This is a genomic window from Streptomyces pacificus, assembly GCF_011766325.1.
GTDB classification, from domain to species: domain Bacteria; phylum Actinomycetota; class Actinomycetes; order Streptomycetales; family Streptomycetaceae; genus Streptomyces; species Streptomyces pacificus.
In genome coordinates this window covers 1-255 of sequence record NZ_BLLG01000104.1, presented here as the reverse complement: position 1 = coordinate 255, position 255 = coordinate 1, and the positions used below count along the sequence as shown (strand labels likewise).

Below are 255 nucleotides of genomic sequence, written 5' to 3'. Positions count from 1 at the left end.
CGCCGCCGCTCCTCACGCGTCACATCGTCGCCGCCTTCGTCCGGCGGAGCCACCGGTGCGCTTTGTCCCTTTCTTGAACCCCCTTTTCCTCGGCGACGGCCTTCTCCAGCCCGTCCAGCAGTTCGGGGTCGACGGCCATCCCTGCCGCGTGATGATGAGCGCGCGCGACCGTGGAATCCACGCTGACCAGGTCGAGATCGACCTGCCCACGAGCCGCCGCCTCGGCGATCATTGCCTCCATCAGCGTCTGGAAGG

Annotated in this window: 1 pseudogene; it reads right to left on the bottom strand. The window is 67.8% G+C overall.

The annotated features are described in order from the left end of the window. Positions 1-19: 19 nt before the first annotated feature. A pseudogene (locus SCWH03_RS28695) lies at positions 20-255 on the bottom strand (hypothetical protein); the annotation flags it as partial.